At 68.0% G+C, this 15,931-nt stretch carries 4 protein-coding genes; 1 reads left to right on the forward strand and 3 read right to left on the reverse strand.

What is annotated here, in order from left to right; all coding sequences use genetic code 11:
* The first annotated feature begins 325 nt into the window (after nt 1-325).
* Nucleotides 326-643, forward strand: a complete 318-nt coding sequence (locus P5705_RS13395; protein ID WP_277461316.1) for a hypothetical protein — start codon at nt 326-328, stop codon at nt 641-643.
* A gap of 144 nt (nt 644-787) precedes the next feature.
* Here the strand turns inward: P5705_RS13395 and P5705_RS13400 are convergent, their stop codons facing one another.
* The 3 genes from P5705_RS13400 to P5705_RS13410 form a co-directional block, all read right to left on the reverse strand.
* Nucleotides 788-1,039, reverse strand: a complete 252-nt coding sequence (locus tag P5705_RS13400; RefSeq protein ID WP_277461317.1) for a DUF3077 domain-containing protein — start codon at nt 1,037-1,039, stop codon at nt 788-790.
* The gene (locus P5705_RS13405; RefSeq protein ID WP_277461318.1) at nt 1,036-1,281 is read right to left on the reverse strand and encodes a hypothetical protein; all 246 of its coding nucleotides are present in this window, start codon (nt 1,279-1,281) and stop codon (nt 1,036-1,038) included. Before P5705_RS13405 ends, P5705_RS13400 begins: the two co-directional genes overlap by 4 nt.
* Before the next feature lie 461 nt (nt 1,282-1,742).
* Nucleotides 1,743-15,719 carry an autotransporter-associated beta strand repeat-containing protein gene (locus P5705_RS13410; protein WP_277461319.1) on the reverse strand — a complete coding sequence of 4,659 codons (13,977 nt, stop codon included), beginning with the start codon at nt 15,717-15,719 and terminating at the stop codon, nt 1,743-1,745.
* Nucleotides 15,720-15,931: the final 212 nt, after the last annotated feature.

Here is a 15,931-nt window from a genome sequence, read left to right on the forward strand (position 1 = left end):
GGCGGCAGCGTCAACCGAAAAACCGCGCCGTACAAACAAGGCGGACCGGGTGCTCTTTCAGGCATCACTGGCCCGAAACAAACGTAGGAGCGGATTCATCCGCGATGCGCCGCGCGGGCGGCGCTCGATCTCATAGACGCTGCAACGTTAACGCCGAACACCTTGAAGGGGCTGGTGCCTGAGAATGTTTATGTCACACCCCCACGTGTAGGCATGGAGCGACTTGCCTCTCGGCAACGTCCGAACTGGGCATCGGAGCGGTCCGGCATACGCACAGCACATCATGGCTTAGGATCTTGCCGTTTGACGGGCAGGACTAACCCCCATGGAATCACTCGATCATGGTGTACTTCCGGAAATGAAGGTTGCCCTCACCGCATTCGTCACGGTGGACATTGTGATTTCAGTAGCGCTCAGGCGTTACCTGGCACAGAGGGATTTTTTCTGGGTGGGCGCCATCACCAGCTATCTCTACAACACCCTGATCGGCGCACTGTACCTCTACATGGCGCTCCACAGGCAGTTCCTACTGGTGTTTGACATCACAGAACTGTACGAGTGGCTTTGGCCTGCCTCGTTCGTCTTCTGTTTCCTCATGGTGTTTTTCCACAGCTGGGCATTCTTTGGAGGCACGCAACGATAAACCATGGAAGCCTTCATTCACCTGGTACTCGTGTTGATGGTGCTCTTCGCGCCTATCGCCTGGGTCACACTCGTGGCCATCCTGGTCAGCCCTTATTGACCTTCCCTTATCGAGACTGCCCGGCAGTCTCGATAAGGGATGCGCTTATTTGCCCTTACTCAGCCCCAACTCCATATCATCGATCAGCCCCTTGGCCAGCCCGCTGAGAATCCGCGCGGCGCTGGCGGCCATGAGGTCACCCTCCATCTCGGCCTCGGTGGTGAAGTGCGCCACGCACCCGAGCAGCACCGACAGGTCGCTGAAGGCATGTTCGAAAGGAATGCCCGGCTGGATACGGAAGATCTCGAGGCAGGTGGTCGTGCCCTGGGTCGGGCCGGGCTTGTGGTCGTCGCTCATACCGGCGCCCCCTTGGCCCGGGCGTGGCGGACCAGCGCGATGACCAGTTGAGCGAGGATTTCGGCGCTGTCCATCATCACGTCCAGGCGTTCGTCGCGTGGGCAGTGGGTGTAGGCGTGGATGGTGTCGCTGAGGGTGTGCATCAGCTTGTTGGCGTGGGCCATGGCCTCCTCGGGGGGGAGGTCGCTGATGATGGTGACAAAGGGGATTGGGTAAGGTGGGTCAGGTACTAATTTTTTCATGGTGTTCTCCTCAAGAATTACAGGGAGACAACCACCTCCATCCTTCTCACAGACAAGGGTGGCAGCCGTACGCATGGTGAGAAGACCGTGTAGACACCATGAAAAGCCACGGCCAGACCGAAGCCTGCACGCGCACGACTGCCATGAAAATGGAAAGCCAAAATGGTGAATACAACGGGCTTCTCACACCCGGTCGCCAAATTTGACGACCCAGCGACGTTACCCTCGGAGTAATTTCCAGCCAATTCGGAGCCTTCCGGCAGGCGCGTAGGATAGGTCCCAAGCGCTGACCGGCTGAAGTATTTTGTTTCAGATTCGGAAATGTCTGACGGCGTCAGGAAGCCGGGGGCGCTTTGCGCCCCTTTCGCGGCACAAGGCCGCTCCTACAGAGGGAATGCGATCTCCCTGTAGGAGCGGCCTTGTGCCGCGAAAGGGCCGCGCAGCGGCCCCGGCGCTCTACTTCAGAACCCCATGCTGAAGCTCACCACCACCCCATGGTCGCGGTTCTCGTTGGACAACTGCCCGGAATACCCGACCCCCAGCTTGCCACTGGCCCCGACGCTCAAGTCCAGCCCGGCCTCGACCACCGCCGCATCCTTGGCAATCGGCACGCCCTCGGTGCTGAACCCGGAACCCCCATCGATAAAGCGCAGATCCGCATCCGGCTTGTCATCCCCAAAGGCATGGCGCCAGCCCACGGACAGCCGTGGCGTGATGGTGCCGCCACTGTCGAGCTTGATGTGCTTGCCCGCCCGCACACCGAGGGTGGAATAGGTCACATCCTGATCGACCTTGCCCTCCAGCCGCCCTGCCCCACCCTTCTCATGGGCGGTGTCGCTGTCGTAGTTGACGTAGGCCAACCCGGCGAACGGCTCCAGGGCGATACCACCGGCATCGATGGCATACCCCACCTCGCCGAACACCTGGGCGCTGCGCGCCTTGTACTTGGCCTTGAGCCGGTCGTCGTAGCTGCCCACCGCGACATCGCGCTTGGTGTCGATGTCGTGCCAGGCGTAAGCCACGCCCAGGCGTGCAGCGAAGGCGTCCAGCTGGTAACCCAGGTAGGTGGTCAGGTGGTAGCTGTCGACGGTGGCGTCCGAGCGGCGACGGTGGGCGTCGATGCTGGAGCGGGTGTAGCCTGCGGCGACACCGACCTTCCACTCGTCATCCAGCGCACGGTCCACACCGAGCATGAAGCCCGACAGGTCGCGGTCGACGCTGGCATGGTTGCTGTTGCCGTCGTAGTCACCCCAACCGCCGATGGCGCGGATCCAGCCCACGGCCTGGCCTTGGCAACCTTCGCTGGTGAGCTGCTGGTTGGCGGTGGGCGCCAGGGTGCGCCGTGGGTCGTTCTCGCGGGTGCAATCGGCCTGGCGCAGACGGTCGTTGACCGCGTCGCGGATGTAGCGCGAGTCCTCGATCAGCACGGTCGCGGTGCTGGCGTGGATCTCGCCGGACAGGCTGTCGAAGGCACTGCGCGCCGAATCACGGTCCATGGTCACGATGGTGTTGCGCAACGCCGCCGGGGCCCCGGCGCTTTCCAAGGCGGTGGCGACACCGCGCTGGTTGCCGGAGGCGGCGACGTCGGCGAACGAGGTGCCGTTGCGGCTGATCGACAGGGTCACCTGGTTGGTGCCATAGGCCAGCACACTGTTGAGGAACGCCGAGTTGCTCAGGTTGGTGCCGGCGAAGGTGCCATTGATGCCACCACCCGCGCTGACCACGGTGTACACCCCGTCGTCATCGTCGACGTTCAGCACCTGCAGGCTGCCGCCCAGGTTGGCGGTGCCGCCCACGTTCAGGTAGTTCACCGGCTCGACGCCAAGGTCGATGACCAGGGTGCCGCCAGGGCCGTTGGTGAAGTTGCCGGTCACGTTCAGGTTGCCGCCAGGCCCAGGCATCACCGTGCCGTTGTTGACCAGCCCGCCGACGCTGCCGTTGCCGGTCAGCGCGGCGCCATTGGCCACGGTCACCTGGGCACCGAGGGTGGTGCCCGGATGGGCCGCGTCACCGACCTGGAGCACGCCCTGGTTGACGTTGAACGCGCCGGTGGTGGGTTGGTTGCCGGTCAGCAGCAGGGTGCCGGCCCCTTGCTTGGTGGTGGTGCCGGTGCCGCTCAGGGTGCCATTGAAGGTGCCGTTGGCCGATTGCTGGAACACCAGGCTGGCGTTGTTGAGGATGTTGCCCTGCAGGCTGGTGGTGTTGCCCACCAGGGTGCCGCCGCTGACGGTGGTGCCGCCGCTGTAGGTGTTGGCGCCGCTGAGCACCAGGGTGCCGGCGTCGAGCTTCTCGATACCGCCGGTACCGACCAGTGGCGCACTGACCACGGCGGTGGCGCCGGCATTGACCCGCACCGGCGCCAGGCCGCCGTCTGCCTCGTTGACCGGGGTCAGGCTGCCGCCCGCGCCCGGCACCACCTGGTAGCCGTCGCTGAGGAACTGCATGCCGGAAAACGACTGGTTACCCACCACGGTGACAGTGCCTGGCGCGCCGCCGAACACAGCGTACTCGCCGCTCCAGCCGGTGGAGGTGGTGCCGGACGCGTTGGTCCAGTTGGTGTTCGGGCCCCAGGTGCCGCTGCCGCCACCGATGCTGCCGTCGGGGTTGGTCTTGCCGCCGTTCCAGAACTGCAGCTCTTCACCGTAGTTCTGCACCACCAGATTGAGCTGGTTGGCAATGGCGGTCTGCAGGCCGAGGTCGGCCAGGGCCACGCCGCCGGGGATGGCGCCGAACACCAGGCCATTGTCGGTAAGGCTGCCGCTGTAGCTGAACAGCTGGTAGACACCGGTGCCGAAGCCACCGAGATCGGTGATGTTCAACGTGCCATCGAGCACCAGGTTGCCGTTGACCTTGACCACGGTGGTGGACGCGGCCGGGGCGCCCAGGCTGAAGTCCAGCGCGCTGCCCGAACTCAGGTTGAGGTTGCCCACGGTCAACGGCGTGGCGCTCTGGCCTGCGGCCAGGGTGGCGCCGTCGGCGATCTGCACGGTGCCGCCGTAGGTGCCGCTGCCGCCCAGGCGGGCGCCGGTGGCGACCTGCACGGTGGCGCTGTCGAGGCGGCCGTTGACCAGCAGGCTGCCGGCGTTGACGGTGGTGGCACCGGTCAGGCCGTTGACGCCGGTCAGCAGCAGTTCGCCGCTGCCGTTCTTGGTCAAGCTGCCGTTGCCGGTGAGGTTGCCGGTGTAGCTGCCGTTGGCGTTCTGTTCGAAGGTCAGCGCGGCGTTGTTGAGGATGGCGCCCTGCAGGCTGGTGCTGTTGCCCACCACGCTGCCGGCGTTGATCTGGGTGCCGCCGGTGTAGCTGTTGGTACCGCCCAGGGTCAGCTGGCTGGTGCCGTTCTTGACCAGGCCGCCCGTGCCGCTGATGGCGCCGTTGAGGGTCAGGGCGTTGCTGCCCGCAATGGCCAGGGCGCCATTGAGCACGGCATTGTTGGCCAGGGTGACCGCCTTGTTGCTGTCCAGTGTGGTGCCGGCTGCGGCGGTCAGGGTACCGCTGCCCAGCGCGCTGTCATTGCCCACCCGCAGGGTGCCGCCGTTGAGCGCGGTGCCGCCGCTGTAGCCGTTGGCGACGTTGAGCACCAGGGTGCCGGCGTCCTGCTTGGCGAGGCTGCCGGTACCATTGAGGGCGACGTTGAGGGTGGCGGTGACGCCCGTGTCGACCCGCAGGTTGGTGGCGCCGTTACCCAGCAGTTCACCGGCGGCGCCGGCGTTGAGCACGTAGCCATCAGTGCTGAACTGCAGGCCGGTAAGGGTGTGGCTGCCGTCGACGGTGACGGTGCCCGGGGCGCCCTGGAACACGGCAAAGGTGTCGTTCCAGGTTTGGTTGAGCACGCCGTTGGCGTCGGTCCAGTTGCTGTTGACGGCGTTCCAGGTGCCGCTGCCGCCGTCGATCAGGCCGTTGGCGACGCTCTGGCTGCCATCCCAGAACAGCACGTTGCTGGCTCCGCCGACCACCAGGTTGACCTGGTTGGCGACGGCGGTCTGCACGGTCAGGTCGGTGGCCGGCACCGGCGCGCTGCCGATGGCCAGGCCATTGTTGACCAAGCTCCCGCCATAGGCGAACAGGCGGTACACGCCGGCGCCGAAGCCGCCGATGTCGGTGACATTGAGGGTGCCGCCCAGGGTCAGGTTGTTCGCCACGTCGACCAGCGCGGCGGCGCCACCGACCGCTGCGCCGAGGGCCGCGTTGAAGCTGGAGCCGTTGTCCAGGGTCAGGTTGCCCGCGCTCAGGGTGGCACCGCTGGTGGCCGCGAGCGCACCGCCGCTGGCCACGGTCACCGCGCCACCGAGGCTGCCGGCGCCAGACAGGGTGGCGCCGCTGGCGACGTTGACCGCGCTGCTGGCCAGCGAGCCGTTCACCCGCAGCCGGCCGGCCTGCACGTTGGTGTTGCCGGTGTGGCTGTTGCTGCCGCCCAGCGACAGGGTGCCGGTGCCCAGCTTGTTCAGGGTGCCAGGGCCCGCGATATTGCCATCGAACACCCCGCCTTCGACGTTCAGGCTGTTGCCGGTGGCGATCTGGATCGCGCCGGTGCCGCCGATATCACCGAGGGTGGTATTGCCGTCGAGGTTGAGGTGGGCGCCGGTGCTGACGTTCAGCGCGCTCTGGGTGCCCAGGGCGGTGGTGCCGATGGTGCTCAGGCTACCGGAGAGGATGTTGAGCACGCCGCTGAAGGTGTTGTTGCCCGACAGCGTCAGGTCGGCCAGGCCGCTTTTGTTGAGCGTGCCGCCACCGCTGAGCACGCCATCCAGTTGCAGGTCATTGCTGCCCAGCACGTTGAGGATGCCGCTGACATTCACCGGGTTGGTCAGGCTGACGGCGCTGGCACTGTCGAGGTTGCCGTTGCCGGTGACGTCCAGGCCGCCGGTGCCAAGGGCGGCGTTGTTGCCGACCACCAGGGTGCCTGCCTGCAGTTCGGTGCCGCCGCTGTAGGTGTTGGCGCCCATCAGCGCGAAGCGCGCGGCGCCGGCCTTGAGCAGGCGCCCTGCGCCGGCGACGGTGCCGCCGAGGGTCAGGTCGTTGCTGCCCAGCACCGTGATCGGGCCGGCCAGGTTGACGTTGTTGGCCAGGGTGACGGCCTGGCTGCTGTCCAGGCTGGTGCCGCTGGCGGCGTTCAGGCTGCCGGTGCCCAGCGCGGTGTTTGAACCGAGCACCAAGGTACCGCCGTTGAGCGCGGTGTTGCCGGCGAAGGTGTTGTTGCCCCCCAGCGTCAGGCGCGCGCTGCCAGCCTTGAGCAAGCCACCGGCGCCACCGATGTTGCCGTTGAGCGCCAGGTTGTTGCTGCCAGCGATGTTCAGCGGGCCGCCCAGGACGATGGTGTTGCCAAGGGCGACCGCCGCGTTGCTATCCAGGGTGGTGCCCGCAGCGGTGTCGAGCGTGCCGCTGCCCAGGGCGCTGTTGTTGCCCAGCACCAGGGTGCCGCCGCTGAGGGTGGTACCACCGCTGTAGCTGTTGCTGCCATTGAGCACGAGGGTGCCGGTGTCGAGTTTGTTCAGCTTGCCGATACCGCTCAGACCGACATCAAGGGTGGCGGTCACGCCCGGGTCGACGCGCACGCTGGTGTCGCCACTGGAGCCGTTGATCAGGTCGAGCGCCCCGCCCGTGCCGGCCAGCAGGCGATAGCCGTTGGTGACGAATTGCATGCCGTTGACGGTCTGGCTGCCGTCGACGGTGACATCGCCCGCCGTGCCCTGGAACACCGCGAAGGTGCTGCCCCAGGTGCTGTTGGCCACGCCGTTGAGGTCGGTCCAGTTGGTGTTGGCGGCATTCCACACGCCCGCGCCGCCATCGACCTGGCCGTTGGCCACGCTCTGGCTGCCGTCCCAGAACTGAATGTTCAGGCCGGCGGCGCTGACCAGCAGGTTGACCTGGTTGGCCAGGGCGGTCTGCAGGGTCACATCACCAAGCCCGACGCCTCCCGGCAGGCTGCCGAAGTCCAGGCCGTTGTCGGTGAGCGCGCCGGTGTAGTCGAAGATCCGGTACACACCGTTGCCGAAGCCGCCGATGCTGCCGACGTTGAGCGTGCCGTCGAGGGTCAGGTTGCCGCCGACGTTGAACAGCGCGGTGCCACCGGTGGACGGCGCGCCCAGGCCGACATCGACGATCGAGCCGCTGTTGAGCACCAGGCTGCCGAGGCCCAGGGTGCTGCCGCTCTGCCCGGCCAGGTGGCCGCCGTTGTTGATGGTCACCGCGGCATTGGCGCTGCCGCTACCGGTCAGGGTGGCGCCGCTGGCGACGGTCAGCAGGTTGCTGCCCAGGCTGCCATCGATTTTCAGGGTGCCGCCGTTGACCTGGGTGTTGTCGGCCAGGTTGCCGGTGCCCGTCAGGGTCAGGGTGCCGGTACCGACCTTGGTCAGCCCGCCCAGGCCGTTGAGGCCGCCGGCGAAGGTGCTGCTGAGGTTGTTGCTGCCCAGGCTCAGGACGCTGCCGACACCGACATCGACCTGGCCGCTGCCGGTCAGGCTGCCCAGGCTGGCATTGCCGTTGAGGTTGAGCTGGCCGCTGGCGCCGACGTTGAGGGTGTCGACGTTGGCCAGCACGCCGCTGCCCAGGGTGGTAAGGGAACCGGCCTGGATATCGACGTTGCCGGTGAAGGTCTTGACGCCGACCAGGGTGAGGTCGTCGACGCCGGTCTTGACCAGGTTGCCGCTGCCGCCGAGGTCGCCGCTGAGGATCAGCGCGTTGGCGGCTTCAACGGTCAGGTTGGCGCCGTTGCTCAAGGCGAGGGTGTTGCCCAGGGCCATGGGCGCGCTGTTGGCCAGGGTGGCGTCGGCGGTGACCGCCAGGGTGCCGGTGCCCAGGGCGCCGCTGCTGCCCACGGTCAGGCGCCCGGCATTGAGCTGGGTGCCGCCCTGGAAGCCGTTGTTGCCGTTGAGGGTGAGGTTGCCGCTGCCGTTCTTGACCAGCCCGGCGGTGCCGTTGAGCACGCCGTTGAGGGTCAGGTCGTTGCTGCCAGCAACGGTGAGGCCGGCATTGAGGGTGGCATTGTTGGCCAGGGTGACGTTGCTGCCGGCGCTCAGGGTCGAGGCCCCGGCGACGGTCAGGGCGCCCTGCCCCAGCGCGTTGTCGTTGCCGACCACGAGCTGGCCAGCACCGAGGGTGGTGCCGCCGAGGTAATTGCTGGCGCCGTTGAGGGTCAGGGTGGCGGCACCCGATTTGTTCAGGCCGCCGACGCCATCGAGCACGCCATTGAGGGTGAGGTCGGCGCTGCCCGGCACGTTGAGCGTGCCGCCCAGGTGCACGGCATTGGCCAGGGTGACGCCCGCACCGCTGGCATCGAGGCTGGTGTTGTTGCCGGTGCTGAGGGCGCCAGTGCCCAGGGCGGTGTTGCTGCCGACCACCAGGGTGCCGCCATTGAGCGTGGTGCCGCCGCTGTAGGTGTTGCTGCCGTTGAGGGTCAGGCTGGCGGCGCCGTTCTTGATCAGGCTGTTGTTGCCCGCGACCACGCCGTTGAGGGTCAGCGCCTGGCTGCCGTCGAGGGTGAGGTTGCCACCGCTCAGGTTGACGGCGTTGCCCAGCGCCAGGGCCTGGCTGGTGTCGAGGGCCGCGGCGCCAGTGACGTTCAGCGCGCCACTGCCCAAGGCGCCGGCATTGCCAAGCAGCAGACTGCCCGCTTGCAACGCGGTGCCGCCGGTGTAGGTGTTGTTGCCGTTGAGGATCAGCTGGCCGCTGCCCAGCTTGTTCAGGCCACCGTCACCACTGATGACGCCACCGAGGGTCAGTGTCTGGGTGTTGCTGACGCCGAGGGTGGTACCGCTGCCAAGGCCGATGGCGTTGGCCACCTGCAGCACGCCGACGCTGGCCAGGGTGCTGTTGCCGGTCACGGCCAGGTTGCCTGAGCCCAGGGCGGTGTTGTTGCCCAGGGTCAGGTTGCCGGCCCCGAGGGTGGTGGTGCCCTGGTAGGTGTTGGCGGCACCGAGCGTCAGGCTGCCGGAACCGGTCTTGGTCAAGCCCCCCGTGCCGCTGATCACGCCGTTCAGCGTCAGGTTGTTGTTGCTTGGCAGGCTCAAGGTGTCGTTCAACGCCACCTGGTTGGCCAGGGTCAAGGGGCCGGTGATGGCCAGGTTGCTGGCGCCACCGACGGTCAGGGTGCCGGTGCCCAGGGCCTGGTTGTTGCCCAGGGTGAGGGTGCCGGCATTGAGGGTCACGCCACCGGTCAGGGTGTTGGCGCCGCTGAGGGTGAGGTTGCTGGCGCCATTCTTGGTCAGGCTGCCGGCGCCGGTGACCAGGCCGCCCAGGCCCAGGTCGTTGCTGCCGGCGATCGTGAGGTTGCCCCCCAGGTTGACGGTGTTGCCGATGTTCAGCGCGGTGTTGCTGTCCAGCGTGGTGCCGGCCGCTGTGTTGAGCTGGCCGAGACCGAGGGCGCTGGCGCTGCCGAGCACCAGGGTGCCGGCATTGAGGTTGGTGTTGCCCAGGTTGCCGTTGGTGCCGTTCAGGGTCAGGGTGCCGCTGCCGGTCTTGGTCAGGCCGCCGACGCCCGTGATATTGCCGCCCAGGGTCAGGTTCTGCGCCCCGGCGATGGTCAGGTTGCCGGCCAACGCGAGCTGGTTGGCCAGGGTGACGTTGGCGTTGCTGCTCAGGGTGGTGCCGCCCACCGCACTCAGCCCCCCGGTGCCCAATGCTGTGTTGCTGCCCACCACCAGGGTGCCGCCGTTGAGGCTGGTGATGCCCTGCTGGCTGTTGCTGCCGTTGAGGGTCAGCGTGCCGGTGCCGGCCTTGACCAGGCCACCGGTGCCGCTGAGGGCACCGTTGAGGGTAAGGTCGTTGCTGCCCGGCAGCGTGAGGTTGGCGTTCAGGGCGACGGTATTGGCCAGTGCCAGGGTGCCGGTGCTGTCCAGGCTGGCGGCGCCCGTGACGGCAAGGCCGCCTGTGCCCAGGGCCTGGGCGTTGCCCACGGTCAGGGTGCCGGCGCCAAGGCTGGTGCCGCCGCTGTAGGTGTTGGCGTTGCCGAGGGTCAGGTTGGCGCCACCGGCCTTGATCACGCTGCCGGCGCCCGAAACCACGCCTGCCAGGCCGAGGTCGGCGCTGCCGCCGACGGTCAAGGCGCCACCGAGGGCAAAGGCATTGCCCAGGGTGACGGCGGTGTTGCTGTCCAGGCTGGTGCCGGCGGCGGCGCTGACCGCCCCGGTGCCGAAGGCCGTGTTGTTGCCCACGACGATGCTGCCGCCGTTGAGCACGGTGCCACCGGTGTAGCTGTTGGCACCGTTGAGCACCAGGGTGCCGCTGTCGAGCTTGGCCAGTTGGCCGCTGCCCGAGAGGCCGACGTTCAGCGTGGCGGTGACACCCGGATCGACCCGCACGCTGAAGGCGCCGTTGCTGCCGTTGACCAGGTCCAGGCCACCGGCGCCGATCAGGCGATAGCCATTGGTGACGAACTGCAGGCCAGTGGCGGCCTGGGTGCCAACCACGGTGACATCGCCGGCCGTGCCCTGGAACACCGCGAAGTCGCCGGCCCAAGTGTTGTTGAGCACGCCGTTGACGTCGGTCCAGTTGGTGTTGACGCCATTCCAGGTCCCCGTGCCGCCGTCGATCACGCCGTTGGGCACGCTCTGGCCGCCATCCCAGAACTGCACGGTGCCGGTGGCGCCGCCGACCAGCAGGTTGATCTGGCTGCCGATGGAGGTCTGTACCTGCAAGTCGCCCGGCAGCACGCTGCCCGGCACGCTGCCGATCACCACGCCGTTGTCCACCAGGGCGCCGGTGTAGTCGAACAAGCGATAGATACCGGTGCCGAAGCCGCCGATATCGGTGACATTGAGGGTGCCGTCGAGGGTCAGGTTGCCGTTGACGTTGACCAACGCGGTGCCGCCGGTGGACGGCGAACCCAAGCCGAAATCGAGGATCGAGCCGCTGTGCAGGGTCAGCGCGCCGGTGGCCAGGGTCGCGCCGCTGTTGGCCAGCAGGTGCGCGCCGTTGGCGATATCCAGGGCGCCGAGCAGGCTGCCGGTGCCGCCCAGGCTGGCGCCGCTGTTGACCTGCACGTTGGCGCTGGCCAGTGCGCCGGTGATGTTGAGCAGGCCGGCGTTGACCGAGGTGTTGCCCGCCAGCACGTTCACACCCGACAGTTCCAGGCTGCCAGTGCCGTTCTTCACCAGCCCGCCAGCGCCCGCCAGCACGCCGCTGAAGACGTTGTTCGAGTTGTTGCCCCCCACGCTCAGGTTGCCGCCACCGGCCACGTTCACCGTGCCCGCACCGCTGAGGCCGCCAACCCCGGCGCTGGCGCCCAGGTTGAGGCTGGCGCCGGCACCGACATTGAGCGACGAGGCGTTGCCCAGCGCGCCAGTGCCCACGGTGGTGAGGCTGCCGCCGACCAGGTCGATGGCACCGCTGAAGGTGTTGTTGCCGGTGAGGGTCAGGTCGGCCAGGCCGTTCTTGATCAAGCCGCCTGTGCCGCCGAGGGTGCCGCTCAAGGTGAGGTCGTTGCTGCCACCCAGGGTGAGGTTGGCGCCCAGGCCGATGTCGTTGGCCAGGGTCAGCACGGCGCTGTTGTCGAGGCTGGCGGCACCGGTCACGTTGAGGGCGCCGCTGCCCAGGGCGCCGCCATTGCCGACGACCACGCCACCGGCATTCAGGGTGGTGCCCCCGGCGTAGGTGTTGACGCCGTTGAGGGTCAGGGTGGCGGCGCCGTTCTTGACCAGCTGCCCTGCCCCACTGAGTACGCCGCCCAGGGTCAGCGCGTTGCTGCCGCCGAGGGTGAGGTTGGCGTTGAGCGCGACGTTGTTGCCCAGGTTGATGGCGCTGCTGTTGTCCAGGCTCGCGGCCCCCCCCACGGTCAGGGTACCCGTGCCGAGCGCGCTGCCGTTGCCGAGCACCAGGCCGCCGGCATTGAGCAGGGTGCCGCCGGCATAGCTGTTGAGGCCTCCGAGGGTGAGCGTGGTGCTGCCGTTCTTGATCAGCCGGCCGGTGCCGTCGATCACGCCGTTGAGGCTCAGGTTGTTGCTGCCGGCCAGGGTGAGGTCGGCATCGAGGGTGACGGCGTTGCCGACGCTGAGCGCCGCCGTGCTGTCCAGGCTGCCGGCGCCCGCCACGGTGAGCTTGCCCACGCCCAGCGCGGCGCCGTTGCCCAGCACCAGGCCACCGGCGTTGAGGGTGGTGCCGCCCAGGTAGGCGTTGGGGCCGGACAGGGTCAGGGTCGCGCTGCCGTTCTTGACCAGGCTGCCCGCGCCGCTGACCAGGCCGCCGAGGCCGAGGTTGGCGCTGCCGCCGATGGCCAGCGCGCCGGCCAGGTTGACGGCATTGCCGAGGTTGACCGCGCTGCTGGCGTCCAGGCTGGTGCCGGCGGCGGCATTGAGCGCGCCACTGCCCAGCGCGGTGTTGCTGCCGACCACGATGGCGCCGGCGTTGAGGTTGGTGGCGCCGATCTGGGTGTTGGCGCCGGTGAGGGTCAGCGTGGTGCTGCCGCTTTTGGTCAGGCCGCCGACACCCGAGATCACGCCGCCCAGGGTGAGGTCGTTGCTGCCGGCGAGGGTGACATTGCCGGCCAGGCCCACGGCGTTGCCGATGTTCAGCCCGGCGACGCTGGTGTCGAGGGTGGTGCCGGCCGCGGCGTTGAGCGCCCCGGTGCCCAGCGCGGTGGCGCTGCCCAGCACCAGGGTGCCGGCGTTGAGCGTGGTAATGCCGCTCTGGGTGTTGTTGCCGGCCAGGGTCAGGCTGGCGCTGCCGTTCTTGGTCAGCCCGCCGGTGCCGCTGAGGTTGCCGGCCAGGACCAGGTTGTTGGCGCCGGCCAGGGTCAGGTCGGCGCCGAGGTTGACACCGTTGTTCAAGGTGAACGCGGTGGTGTTGGCCAGGGTCGCCGCGCCACCGACGGACAATGCGCCGGTCCCCAAGGCCGCCGCGCTGGCCAGGGTCAGGGTGCCGGCATTGAGGCTGAGGCCGCCGCTGAAGGTATTGCTGCCCGCCAGGGTCAGGTTGCTGGCGCCGTTCTTGATCAGCGCGCCGGTACCGCTGATCACACCGCCCAGGGTGGCGGCATTGCTGCCGGGCAGGGTCAGGGTGTTGCCGCCCAGGTTGATGGCGTTGCCCAGGTTGACCGTTGCGCCGGCGTCGAGGCTGGCGTTGCCGCCCAGGCTGAGCGCGCCAGTACCCAGGGCATCGTTGTTGCCCACGGTCAGCACGCCTGCGTTGAGGGTGGTGCCACCGCTGAAGGTGTTGCTGCCATTGAGGGTCAGGCCGGCGCTGCCGCTTTTCACCAGCGCGCCCGTGCCGCTGATCACGCCGCCCAGGGTGGTGGCGCTGGTGCCCAGCAGGTTCAGGGTGTTGGCGCCCAGGTTGACCGCGTTACCCAGGCTGACCGCAGTGCTGGCGTCGAGGCTGGCATTGCCGCCAAGCGTCAGCGCGCCGCCGCCCAAGGCGTTGCTGTGGCCGACCGTGAGCTTGCCGGTATTGAGCGTCAGGCCACCGCTGAAGGTGCTGTTGCCGTTCAGGGTCAGGTCGCCGGCGCCGTTCTTGATCAGCGCGCCAGTACCGCTGATCACACCGCCCAGGGTGGTGGCGCTGGTGCCCAGCAGGTTGAGGGTGTTGGCGCCGAGGTTGATGGCGTTGGCCAGGCTGACTCCGGTGCTGGCATCGAGGCTGGCGTTGCCGGTCAGCGCCAGGGCGCCGGTGCCCAGCGCGGCGCTGTCGCCGACGGTGAGCTTGCCCGCGCCCAGGCTGGTGCCGCCGCTGAAGGTGTTCACGCCATTGAGGGTGAGGTCGGCGGCGCCGTTCTTGACCAGGCTGCCGGTGCCACCGATCACGCCGTTGAGCGTCAGGGCGTTGTTGCCCGGCAAGGTCAGGGTGCTGCTGCCCAGGTTGATGGCGTTGGCCAGGGTCATGGTCGCCGTGGTGTCGAGGGTACCGTTGCCGGTCAGGCCCAAGGCACCACTGCCCAGGGCGCTGGCATTGCCGAGCGTGAGGGTGCCGCTGGCCAGGGTGGTGCCGCCGCTGTAGGTGTTGACGCCGTTCAGGGTCAGGCCACCGCTACCGCTCTTGACCAGCGAACCGCTGCCGCTGAGCACGCCACCCAGGGTCAGGGCGTTGCTGCCGGGCAAGGTCAGCGCCGCGTTCAACACCACGTTGTTGTTCAGCGCCAGTGGCACGCTGCCTTGCAGGCTGCCGGCACCGCTGACGGTGAGCCCGCCGCTGCCGAGCGCCGCGGCGCTGGTCAGGTTGAGGCCGCCTGCGGCCAGGGTGGTGCCGCCGCTGTAGGTGTTGGTGGCGCCAAGGGTGAGCAGACCGGCGCCGGTCTTGGTCAAGCCACCGACACCCGAGACCACGCCATTGAGGGTCAGGTCGTTGGCGCCGCCGACACTCAGGCCGGCGTTGAGGGTCAGGGCATTGGCCAGGCTCAGCCCGCCGACACTGCCCTGCAGGCTGCCGCCGTTGGCGGTGATACCGCCGCTGCCGAAGGCACTGGCGTTGTCGAAGCTGAGCGCGCCGCCGTTGAGGGTGGTCTGGGTGGTGCCGTTGAGCACCTGGCCGATCAGGCTCCAGGTGCCGCTGTCGACGATAAGCCGGTTGAAGTTGATGTAGTTGGTAGCGTTGATCGTGCCGCTGCCACTGGTCCCGCTACCGCCACCGATGGCGTTCTGCAACGCCAGGGTGTTGGTGCCACCGGCGCCACCATCGATCTTGCCCGCCGCCGCGTAGGCCAGGTTGGGGTTGCTGGTGACCAGCAAGGCCACGCCGACCCCGAGCCCGGCACTGACACTGGAGCCGGTGATGGCGTTGAAGCGGTTGGTGCTGTTGGCGCCCATCGACAGGCTGCCGGTCAGGGTGCCGGCGTTGGTGAAGGTGTTGCCCGCCGCCGAGGCCTCGAACGCTGCCCGGCCGAGAATGGTGCCGGTGTTGGTGAAGTTCACCGTGCTGCCGCCGGTCACGGCGATGACCGGGGTGTCCTCGCTCACCAGGGTGAGGCTGGCCAGCGCCGAGGAGCCGATGCTGCCGGCGTTGCTGATGGTGGTGGTGCCAGCGGCCCCGTTGCGCGCGTCCAGCGCCATGCCCGTGAGGTTCAGCAGGCTGGCGCCAAGCAATGCGCCGGTGCCTTTGATCACGCCGGTGGCGTTGTTGTTGATGGTGAGGGTACTGCCAGTGCCGGTGTTGCCGATCAGCACGGCGGAGGACTGGATGCTCAGCAGCCCGAGCAAGGTCGGGTCGATGGTGCCGGAGTTGTTCAGCGTGTTGTTGTTGCCGGCCAGCGACAGGGACGTGCCGCCCACGCCCAGCAGGGTGCCCAGGGAGGCACCCGGGTTGACGTTGACGGTGAGGCCACTGCCGCCGTTGGTATAGCTGGGTGCCAGGGGGTTGGCCGCGCCGTTGCAGGTAATGATGGACCCGGCCGCGCTGCAGACGGCCAGCGCCTGCTCGCTCGTCAGGCCGAAAGCCAGGGCGCCGACCCCCAGGCTGACGGCCAGGGACAGTTGCGAGAAACGGGCGGGGAAACGGGAGGCGGCACGTCTGTCCACGGAGAGCTCCTTCGTGGATCAGGCAATTCAGTCCTTGAATGCGTGTGCAGCGGGGTTGAGAAAGAGCAGCGAAACACGCGACGGCCGAAACGCCTGATCAATGGCTACGAATTTCCTTTGAGGGAATGTGTAGCCGCTGTAGGACGGGCAGTACGGCGTTGGAGGGGATCAAATGGTGTTAATACTTTTTCGAGGCGGCACGTGTTTCGCGG

The sequence above is a fragment of the Pseudomonas entomophila genome, assembly GCF_029478665.1.
In the GTDB taxonomy this organism is placed as follows: Bacteria; Pseudomonadota; Gammaproteobacteria; order Pseudomonadales; family Pseudomonadaceae; genus Aquipseudomonas; species Aquipseudomonas entomophila_F.

Coding starts and splice junctions, on each gene's coding strand:
- P5705_RS13405 (WP_277461318.1), bottom strand. CDS start 1,281: ATGAAAAAATTAGTACCTGACCCACCTTACCCAATCCCCTTTGTCACC.
- P5705_RS13400 (WP_277461317.1), bottom strand. CDS start 1,039: ATGAGCGACGACCACAAGCCCGGCCCGACCCAGGGCACGACCACCTGC.
- P5705_RS13395 (WP_277461316.1), top strand. CDS start 326: ATGGAATCACTCGATCATGGTGTACTTCCGGAAATGAAGGTTGCCCTC.